This is a genomic window from Limosilactobacillus sp., from assembly GCF_041859915.1.
Taxonomy (GTDB): Bacteria; Bacillota; Bacilli; order Lactobacillales; family Lactobacillaceae; genus Limosilactobacillus.
This window is the reverse complement of the sequence record NZ_JBFLGB010000062.1, coordinates 1-9,588: the sequence shown is the minus strand read 5'-3', so window position 1 is coordinate 9,588 and position 9,588 is coordinate 1. Positions and strand designations below refer to the sequence as shown.

Genomic DNA, 9,588 nt, shown 5'->3' with positions numbered 1-9,588 from the left:
TGATCAGAATGGTAACCCAATTGGCAATGCCCAAACTTACCGGAATGATCCGAATGATCCAACCAAGGTTGTACCAAACGAAGCTGTACCAACGATTAGTGGCTACACACCATCAACCAGCACAGTTACGCCAACTAACCCGAGTGTTAATACGACGATAACCTACAACAAGAATGGCAACGGTGCTTCCAACAACAGTGGCACTACTAATGGTTCCACCACAAATAATGGCACTTCTATTAATAATGGCAGTGGCAACAATGGTGCTACTAACGGAGCCGGTGCAAATAGTCCATTCACTGGTAATACTGGTTTGAACGGTAATGCTAATGGTGGCCTGACTAACGGGACTGGTTCTACTGTAACTGAAGGCAACACTAACAACGGTGGTGCTAACTTCAGTGGTACAAACATTAGTAATGGTGAAGCAGCACCAGTGGCAACTAGCCTTGGTAACAATGGCACCATTACAACCGCTACGACTACAACGTCCAACAGTAGTAATAGTGGCAACAACATTACTTTGCCACAGACTGGGAACGCAACTAATAAGGCTGCTATCCTTGGTGCTGCCGGCGTTGAACTAGCTGGTGCCTTAGGCTTAGCTGGTTTAGCTGCCAAAAAGAAGCACGATGCTGAATAACAACTGAATAAACATTGTTCGCAGTCAAGTTTATTTAATGAATAAATAACCTCCCTACCAAATATTTGTTCATTTTCGATCACTACGAGCAATAAATAAGGGCCTCGATAATCTGCACGGATTACCGAGGCCCTTTGTTTCCTTAGGCTTCTCATTAAGAAGTGATTTCTAAACAGCTTTTGCCCGAGCTGTTTCTTTATTTTGCTAGTTAACAGTAAATTAGAAAACGTGAGTATCATGTTAAAAAATATTGGTTCAATGATGTCAAATGCTATCACTTGCCATCATTTTACCCTTACAACTGTTTTATGTTTAATATCACCACTAACCCCGTTAAACGCTCCCAAATGCTTAAATATTCAGAAGCTAGAGGACAACTTTACAGCAGTTTCAACCTGACAGCCACTGTTGTAAATATTTTCTTTCGTTAAGTGGCGTCTCAAATGAGCGGCGTCCATTTAACTGGGTGTAACACGACGCCCGCTATCCCGTCGGCAAATGAGGCTTTTGGGAATGCTTTTTTAATAATTTGCCAAGCTCCATTCACATCGGCATTGATCAAAGTACCATCATTGGCTTTAAAGAGACCACGACGGATTCGCCGATTAATGGGGCTTTTACCTTGCTTTTGCCGGCTCTTATTTCCGTTAGCCCAACATGGTTTCTCACCATCTAAGGCACTGGTTTGGCTAGTATAAGCTTCATTGGCTTGAATCACACTGATACCAACTAAGTTAGCTTTATATTGGATTAGGTTAATCATAACTTGATGAGGAATCCCAATAAGGTTTTGATTATTCCGCTTACCCAAGTTGGAGCTGCGTTTCCAGGACTTGTTTTTGCCAATCACAATCGTGTTAGCACCACAGTTTAACGCATAATCAACGATACGTTTAGAAGCTTTGTGGGCAAACTGTTTGATTTTGGCATTACGCCAAGCGGTAATGCGCCGCATGGCATGAGTTTCCTGGTAAACCGGTTTCGGGCCTTGCTTAGTGGTAATGGTTGACTCTAATTGATGGTATTGTGCTTGAAGCCGCTTTAAGTGAGACCGTTCTTGATTGTAGTATTGATTAACTGATTTCAGATTACGGCCATTAATCAAGAGTGGTTGATGATGAGTATTAGAAACACAAGTCAAAGCGTTGTCTATACCGGGATCAATCCCCAAGTAAGTACCATTGTCTGGTAAGTATTGAATCTGACGATTCAAACGGTACTGGACAATTAGTTTGTAACCACCATAAATAGGTTTAAACGCCACCCGTTGAATGGTTTTTACTTGTGGGGCCAACTTCACTCTGAGTTTTAGCTTTGGAATGGTTAGGTATCCCTGTTTTAGTTTGGCATTTTGGTTAGTCACAAAGAAAATATGGCGTTGCTTCTTCGGTAAGTAATGAGGCAAACGTGGCTTACCCGTAAACTTAGCGGGGTTCTGTTTAAAGGCTTCATTAGCTCGATACCAAGCTCGCCAAATACCACAAACCTCTTTTAAGGTTTGTTGGGCCGACTGGACATAGCCTAGTTCATGATAAAGCATGGATTCATGTACTAAGTACCGGTGCTTAAACATGGTATCTAATTGGCTGTAGCCCTTGATGTACTTTTTATGGAATAAGCCTTGCCGTAAGTCATATAAAGCTCGATTGTACAAGTCATGTGCTTTATGACTATATAAGTCCAATTGTGAGTTACCAGCGATGAAATATTCACTACACAAGCACGAATATTGATTTTCATTTCGTGGAATGACATTTTTAGACTTGGTCATTTTTTCACCTCCTTTCGCAGTTAATTGTAGGCTTATTTTGCCTGTTTTAGCTTTTGCTCAAGCAGTTGGCGTTCACGCCGTCGGTGTGAATATTCCCGCATAGAAAAACAGTGAAGCAAGCTAATAATTTCTTCAAAGAGTTCTTGTTCATCAGTCTTTGGATTGGCTTCATTAGACACCACTTCAATCTCGGTATCATAGTTTTTAAACAAGTATTCAAAAAGTTCAAAGCCAACCCGGCTTAACCGATCCTGATGAGTAATCACGACTCGTTTAACTTTACCAGCTAAGATTAAGTCCAGCATTTGAAAGAACTGTTTCCGGTTTTTAAAAGAAATGCCACTGGCAATATCTTGAAAACTATCCGTGACGGTATAACCCTTGGCAACGCAAAAGTCATTTAGTTCCTGCATTTGATTAGCTAAATCAGGTTTCTGTTTGTAAGTTGACACCCGACCGTAAATGACGGTAATGCGTTTTGACCGACCGTTTTTCAGTAAGAAGACGGAATCATCATCAAAACGGTATTGCCCGGTGGGTAATTTTTGAGCCTTGAGAGTGCCATTACGTCGATAGCGGCGTAAAGTTGACCGACTGATTTGAAGTAAATCCATGACTTTACCAGCTTTCATATCATCACTTCCTTTAACATTATTATATCATATTATACCAGCAAATGATCAAATCTACACAAACAAATAAGCATTTACTTTCAGGTAAACACTTTTACACTAATTAAACTAAAAATTTCTAACTATATACTAGTTTTAAAATGTAAAAGAATGTAAAATAAAATATAAATGTAAAAGAATGTAAAAGTAGGTGAGCATTGATGATTAATAAACAATTAAAAAACCCTTTTGATCCCAGCTTTGGAACACCGCCTAAAATTATTTTGCCCAACTATCAAAGTGATTTTGAAAGTCCAAAATTGGTTGCACAAGCTATCGCATATGATGATCCCAACCGGGTAATTTTTATTACCGGCCTGCGGGGCTCTGGGAAGACGGCCTTATTAACCCAGATTGAACAAAAAGTAATAAAGCTAACTGACACATATATCGTGGAAATAGATAATAACCAACAAATGGTACAGGCATTTGGTCATAACCTAAAGAACATCTTTAAAATTCATTCACTAACTGACAAAATTTCTGCTATTTCAGTAATGGGATTTAGCCTCAGCTTTAATAAGGGTAATGAGAACTACACTACTCAGGATATTGAGAACTTCATGGCAATGCTAACAAAACTTCATAAGCGAGTTGTTATCTTTATCGACGAATTTAACCATAAAGAAAATACGCGTGAATTTATTCAATTGCTACAGAATTTAAAATGTCACAACCTCAATTTCTACTTGGTTGCTGACGGTCTTCCCAAAATGATCTATGATATTGAGCATGACCAGGCACTGACTTTCTTAAAACGAGCACGTCACATTCAGACAACCATGCTGAATATTAATAAAATTGAAACAGAATACCAAAAGTACCTTGATTTTAATCCGGATCTGACTCATCAAATTGCCCAGCTGACTGGTGGCTACTCTTTTGCTTTTCAACTACTTGGCTACAAGCTCTGGAATGCTACCAAGACTGGTCAACAACCTGCCAATCAACAAACATTTGATGTGATTAAGCCACTATATATTCAGGACCTGTTTACCCAAAGTTATGACATCATCTTTGATAATCTTTCCAACCGTGATAGGGAATACTTAGTCGGCACGGCTAATAACATGACCACCACCCAGATTGCATCCTTAATGGACTATCAAAGATCCGCCAAGCAGCAGCAAAATTATGTTAATCAATACCGTCGACGAATGATCCAGCAAGATCTGATTAGTCCTGCAGGTCAAGGCCGTATCAAATTTAAGCTACCATTATTTAAGCAGTATCTAGCTGACACGCAAGATCCTAACTCGATTCGCTATCGCCCATTTTGATGAAAAAAACTGGCATTGACTTTCATCAATACCAGATGGTGTAATTTTTTTACAGGTCAATGACGAGCTCTACTGGGGCGTGATCACGGCGCTTACCGGTGTCGACCACCTTGGATTGTTGAATCTTGTCGGCAATGCGGTCACTGACTAACCAATAATCGAGGCGCCAACCGGAATTGTTTTGCTTACTAGTAATCACCCGCTGGGCCCACCAGGAATAAACACCGGTCTTATCTGGGTAGAGTTTCCGAAAACTATCGGTGAAACCAGCCTTGAGAAGCTTCGTGAAGTCTTCCCGTTCCTCATCGGTATAGCCGGCGGAGTGGTGATTATTGCTTGGGTGGGCGAGGTCGATCGGTTCGTGGGCAACGTTGAAGTCCCCGCTGATCATGACGGGCTTGTCCTTGGTTAGTTTGCTGAGGTATTGCCGATACTGGGTATCCCAGCCTTGGCGATCCGTTAGTCGCTTTAGGCCGCTCCCGGAATTAGGCGTGTAGACTTCGGTGACGTAAAAATCGGGGAATTCAAGCGTGATGATCCGCCCTTCCCGGTCCATGGTCGAGGGGGCGTCAATCGTCGGGTAGGTGACCTTGGGATGGTAGCTATCCTTATATAAGTACATGGTACCGGCATAACTCTTCCGGGCCGGTTCTTCAGAAGACCGCCAGACATAGTTGTACCCGGGGAAAAGCTTGGCCAGAGCGTCCCGGTGTTTCTTGGTCGGGTCCTTCCGTAGCTTGGTTTCTTGAATGGCGAAGACGTCCGGCTGGGCGGCCGCGATCTTCTTGAGGGTTTCCCGGGTTTCCCCGGCGCGCTTAGAAGTACCGGTCAAGGCGGCGTTGAGTGAGTCAATGTTCCAACTGATTAGTTTCATTAATAATTACTCCTTAGTTTTGGTGGACAATTTCTTGTTTCCAGTGGTTGAGGTGGCGCTTGGTGATGACGCAGAGACCATCATCCCCAACCTTTTTCATTTGGTTGGTGCACATGATCTTGACATCATCCCGTTGGGCAGCGCGCCGTTCGCCCCAGTAATTCAGGTAGCGGAGGGCAGCGTAGAGGTTTTCCCCCTCGTCGGTCAGGCGGTATTCGACATGGGGTGGGACGGTGTTGAAACTCTTTCGAGCCACGATTCCGGCATCGACTAGTTCGTGTAATTGGTCAGCTAAGACCTTGTAAGAGGTGCCGAGTTGCTTAACCAATTCACTGGTTCGCCGCGGATGGCCGGCCAGCAGGTAGAGGATCACGGGCTTCCACTTGCCACCGATGATTGACAGGGCGTAGTCGGCCCCAATGTTGAACATTTTTGGACGCATTTTTTTACCCTCCTTAGATTTGCTAAGACTATTATAGCAAGCTTTCTTGAAAAAATTTAATTGGCACTAACGGTTTAGTCCCTGCTAATTCTTACCGGTGGGTAACTACCTTACTGAGAAGTGCTTACTTTTAATCAGTATCAGTTTTGCTTATACTAATAGTGTAAGTAACAAGGAGGAATTGAAAATGGCAAAACAGGTACTGATTCTCGGCGCAACGGGACAAATCGCTGGTCACGCCATTCAGGCATTGCTGAAGAATGGTAATGACCATCTTTTACTCTATACGCGACACCCGCAACACCTTAAGTCCGTTGATCAACAACGGGAAACGGTCATCAAGGGTGATACCCTGAAAATGGCCGAATTGGACGCTGCTGTCGCTAAGGCGGACGTGGTTTACGCGAACCTGCGGAATCCTCAGATCGAGCAGCAGGCGAAAAACATCGTGGCGGCGATGGATAAGCATGGCCTTAAACAACTGGTTTGGATTTCTTCAATTGGAATCTATGATGAAGTACCAGGCAAGTTTGGTGAATGGAATAATGCCGAACTCGGTGGCGGTCAAGAAGACAGCTACCTCGGCACCTACCGGAAGGCCGCGGATGTGATTTCGGCATCCGACCTGGACTACACAATTATTCGGCCGGCTTGGCTGACTAATAAGGATGAGGTCGACTATGAAACCACCAAGCGTGGCGAAGCCTTCAAAGGGACCGAGGTTTCCCGGAAGTCAATTGGGACCCTGGTTGCTAAGATTATCGATGACCCGGCTCCGTATGCTCGACAAGATCTCGGGGTTGACAAGCCAGGAACCGATGGTGATAAACCTGCCTGGTACTAGCTTGAAGCCGGATTCGATTTTGAGTTTTTACTTGCGAATTTTATTTTATATTTATCGGCATTTGAATATCCACTCGTACCTGATCCTTGGATAAGGTGCGTCGTGAGTGAGCATCAGCCAACTACCAGGGTTGATGCTCTTTTGTTTTAATAGGAGAGATTGTGTTCGTTCGCTTTTCAAACCAACAAGTTGTATAATATTAGTAAATAATTTACTAGATTGGAGAAGGTGAACGTAATCGCAACAATTAAGGAAATCGCGGCCAAGGCTGGATATTCACCGGCAACGGTTTCACGTCTTCTAAATAACGACCCAAGTCTTTCGACTACTGCCGAGACCCGGCAAAAAATTATGGCGGTGGCGGATGAATTAGGCTATTGGCGTAACCATCGGCGTCAAAAAAACCGTAAACAATTGCGGTTAGCCTTGCTTTACCGGATCAGCGGTAAGGAACAGCTCCAGGATGAATATTTTGCCTTTTTGCGTAAGGCGATTATTAAGGAAGCCAAGGCAGAAGGAATCGTATTACAGAGTTTTCAGCGGATTGATGACCTGATCGAAGCCGCCGCTGCTTTTAATGGCTTTGTTGGCGTGGGGGCCGACAAAGTGACGCAAAAAAAGCTGGCGGCGCTCCATGAAAAGTTGCCAGCGGGGGTCTTTATTGATATTAATCCGGCCCCGCGTCTCTTTGATTCTGTCAAACCTAATTTGGAATTAACCATCCAAGATGCTCTTCAAAAACTCGTGGCAGCTGGGTACCAACGAATTGGCTTTATTGGTGGCGAGGGATTGAACCTTAACAATATCCAACAAAAAGATGCCCGGGAAATTGCCTTTCGTGAATTTACCAGTCTCCAGGGAATTAAAGAAGCACCTGTCTTTATCGGGGGTCAGTTTAACGTTTCCACGGGTTATCAATTAGGAAAACGGGTGATTGACCAGGTTGGTGACCACCTACCGGATGCCTTTATCGTGGCCTCTGATACATTGAGCGTGGGTGTGTTGCAAGCATTCAACGAGGCTGGTGTGATGGTTCCGCGGGACACCGCAGTGATTAGTATCAACAATAGTGAAGTGGCAAATTATGTTTCCCCGCCATTGTCATCTTATAATATCAATCAAGAAACGCTCAGTCGGATGGCGTTGGGCTTGGTACGGGACCTTATTAAATATCCGTCACGTCCGCATGTCCACCTTCAGGTTAATACCGACCTAGTGATTAGAAAAAGTTTTATCTCGTAATCATATTAGTAAAAGCTTCATTCATTTGAATGGGGCTTTTTAAAGCCTCTTTAGTAAATTATTTATGCAATTTGCTATAAACTATTTACTAAATAGTATTAGAAGCGTACAATAGCCTTGAAAACGATTGCAGGAATGATCGCTGAGGAGGTATCGATATAATATGGCAACCAAAAAGCACAAGCTAACTGGGAAGCAAATTGTTTCTCGTGCGTCATTTTGCTTTGGTAATGTTGGACATTCCGCCTTTTATGGTGTTATGTCAACATACTTCATCATTTTTGTTACGGGTGGGATGTTTAATGGCCTTCCGAAGTCTGTTTCTAATCGGCTGATCGGTTTAATCACCGGCCTGATTGTTGGTGTTCGGATTTTGGAACTGTTGATTGACCCACTACTAGGAAACGTTGTTGATAACACTAAGTCCCGGTGGGGTAAATTCAAGCCCTGGATCATGACCGGGAACATCGTCAGTGTCATCTTACTCTTGATTCTTTTTACCGGGATCTTTGGCCTAGCAAAGGTTAACTGGATCCTCTTTGCCGTTTTATTGTAATTATCTTTATTACCTTTGATATTTTCTATTCTTTGTCGGATGTCTCCTATTGGGGAATGGTTCCGGCAATCAGTGAAGACTCTCAAGAGCGGGGTGTTTATACCTCACTAGGCGCTTTCGCCGGGACGATCGGTTGGAACGGTTTGACGATCATCGTTGTTCCAATCGTTACCTACTTTACCTTTTTAGCAACTGGAAAGCATAATGAAGGACCGATTGGCTGGTTTGCCTTCGCAGCGATTGTTTCCGCGGTGGCCTTGCTAAGTGCGATTGCCGTTTGCTTGGGAACAAAGGAAAAGCATAACATCATTCGGAATTCTGCCCAAGATAAGACTACCATTGGCCAGGTATTTTCCGCGATCTTTCATAATGATCAAATCCTGTGGCCAAGTTTAGCCTATCTTTTATATTCCTGTGCTTACGTCATCACTAACGGTGTTTTGTTCTACCTTTACAAATTTGTCATTGGTAAGCCGGGCGAATTCTGGATTGTTGGTGTGATTGCCACCATCATTGGCTTCTGCACAAGTCCACTTTTCCCAATCCTGAACAAGTTCATTCCACGGAAATGGCTCTTCATCGGTGGCCAAATCTCCATGGCATTAGCATACGTTATCTTCATCTTTTTCCGGACCAACGTCTTGATGATGGATCTGGGCTTGGTACTCTTTAATATCAACTTTGCCCAATTGGTGACTGTCCTGACGCTGACCGATGCTATCGAGTATGGTCAGTTGCGCAACGGCCAGCGGAATGAAGCCGTTGTCCTTGCCGTACGGCCAATGATTGATAAGTTGACCGGAGCGATCTCTAATGGCCTGGTTGGCTACATTGCGATCGCCGCGGGGATGACTGGCTCCGCAACTGCCGCTGACATGACAGCGCACGATATCAATACCTTTGATAGCATGGCCTTCTATATCCCATTGGTTTTCGCGCTCCTGGCAATTGTCGTCTTTGCTTGGAAAGTAACCTTAAGTGAGAAGAAGCACGCACTTATTGTTGAAGAATTGAAAGATAAGCTGGCAAACGGTGATACAAAGGCTAATACGGGTGTCAATGCTAAAGCGCCTGCTAAGGGAGCAGAAGATGAGATCAAGACCGAACACCTATCTGCACCGGCTTCTGGTCAGGTAAAGGAAATGAAGGATGTCCTAGATGTCGATGGTCGGCCGTTCCCTGGCACTGGTTTTGCCATTGAACCAAGTGAAGGGAAGATCTATGCTCCGTTTGATGGCCAGATTAACTTTACCTTTGGCACTCGC

10 protein-coding genes are annotated in these 9,588 nt (G+C 43.8%); 6 read left to right on the top strand and 4 right to left on the bottom strand.

The window, feature by feature from the left end:
* Positions 1-643: LPXTG cell wall anchor domain-containing protein (locus tag ACEYV4_RS07880; RefSeq protein WP_373842782.1), on the top strand; the 643-nt coding region annotated here is incomplete at its 5' end.
* Between the two features lie 439 nt (positions 644-1,082).
* On the opposite strand, the gene ACEYV4_RS07875 is transcribed toward ACEYV4_RS07880, so the two are convergent.
* Together ACEYV4_RS07875 and ACEYV4_RS07870 are read right to left on the bottom strand one after the other, a co-directional pair.
* Positions 1,083-2,414: an RNA-guided endonuclease InsQ/TnpB family protein gene (locus ACEYV4_RS07875; RefSeq protein WP_373842781.1), complete on the bottom strand. Its 1,332-nt coding sequence runs from the start codon at positions 2,412-2,414 to the stop codon at positions 1,083-1,085.
* A 32-nt stretch (positions 2,415-2,446) separates the two neighbouring features.
* Complete coding sequence (locus ACEYV4_RS07870; RefSeq protein ID WP_373842780.1) at positions 2,447-3,046, bottom strand: IS607 family transposase; 600 nt, start codon at positions 3,044-3,046, stop codon at positions 2,447-2,449.
* 200 nt (positions 3,047-3,246) lie between these two features.
* Here ACEYV4_RS07870 and ACEYV4_RS07865 point away from each other — a divergent pair, with 200 nt between their 5' ends.
* Positions 3,247-4,365 (top strand): ATP-binding protein, encoded by a 1,119-nt coding sequence (locus tag ACEYV4_RS07865; protein ID WP_373842779.1) that lies wholly within the window; start codon positions 3,247-3,249, stop codon positions 4,363-4,365.
* Between the two features lie 49 nt (positions 4,366-4,414).
* On the opposite strand, the gene ACEYV4_RS07860 is transcribed toward ACEYV4_RS07865, so the two are convergent.
* Positions 4,415-5,239: an exodeoxyribonuclease III gene (locus ACEYV4_RS07860; RefSeq protein WP_373842778.1), complete on the bottom strand. Its 825-nt coding sequence runs from the start codon at positions 5,237-5,239 to the stop codon at positions 4,415-4,417.
* 13 nt (positions 5,240-5,252) lie between these two features.
* Entirely contained in the window at positions 5,253-5,681 is a 429-nt protein-coding gene (locus ACEYV4_RS07855) for a winged helix-turn-helix transcriptional regulator (RefSeq protein ID WP_373842777.1), read from the bottom strand.
* Between the two features lie 187 nt (positions 5,682-5,868).
* Here ACEYV4_RS07855 and ACEYV4_RS07850 point away from each other — a divergent pair, with 187 nt between their 5' ends.
* The 4 genes from ACEYV4_RS07850 to ACEYV4_RS07835 all read left to right on the top strand — a co-directional run.
* Entirely contained in the window at positions 5,869-6,525 is a 657-nt protein-coding gene (locus ACEYV4_RS07850; protein ID WP_373842776.1) for an NAD(P)H-binding protein, read from the top strand.
* Positions 6,526-6,762: 237 nt separating this feature from the next.
* Positions 6,763-7,767, top strand: coding sequence for a LacI family DNA-binding transcriptional regulator (locus ACEYV4_RS07845; protein ID WP_373842783.1), 1,005 nt, complete (start codon positions 6,763-6,765; stop codon positions 7,765-7,767).
* A 163-nt stretch (positions 7,768-7,930) separates the two neighbouring features.
* Positions 7,931-8,323 (top strand): MFS transporter, encoded by a 393-nt coding sequence (locus ACEYV4_RS07840; protein WP_373842775.1) that lies wholly within the window; start codon positions 7,931-7,933, stop codon positions 8,321-8,323.
* A gap of 32 nt (positions 8,324-8,355) precedes the next feature.
* Positions 8,356-9,588, top strand: a 1,233-nt coding sequence (locus tag ACEYV4_RS07835) for a glycoside-pentoside-hexuronide (GPH):cation symporter (protein ID WP_373842774.1), incomplete at its 3' end; no start/stop codon positions are given.

What these genes read in the sequence shown, in the direction of transcription:
- ACEYV4_RS07850 (WP_373842776.1), top strand. Translation starts at nt 5,869, where the DNA reads ATGGCAAAACAGGTACTGATTCTCGGCGCAACGGGACAAATCGCTGGT.
- ACEYV4_RS07855 (WP_373842777.1), bottom strand. Translation starts at nt 5,681, where the DNA reads ATGCGTCCAAAAATGTTCAACATTGGGGCCGACTACGCCCTGTCAATC.
- ACEYV4_RS07875 (WP_373842781.1), bottom strand. Translation starts at nt 2,414, where the DNA reads ATGACCAAGTCTAAAAATGTCATTCCACGAAATGAAAATCAATATTCG.
- ACEYV4_RS07865 (WP_373842779.1), top strand. Translation starts at nt 3,247, where the DNA reads ATGATTAATAAACAATTAAAAAACCCTTTTGATCCCAGCTTTGGAACA.
- ACEYV4_RS07860 (WP_373842778.1), bottom strand. Translation starts at nt 5,239, where the DNA reads ATGAAACTAATCAGTTGGAACATTGACTCACTCAACGCCGCCTTGACC.
- ACEYV4_RS07840 (WP_373842775.1), top strand. Translation starts at nt 7,931, where the DNA reads ATGGCAACCAAAAAGCACAAGCTAACTGGGAAGCAAATTGTTTCTCGT.
- ACEYV4_RS07870 (WP_373842780.1), bottom strand. Translation starts at nt 3,046, where the DNA reads ATGAAAGCTGGTAAAGTCATGGATTTACTTCAAATCAGTCGGTCAACT.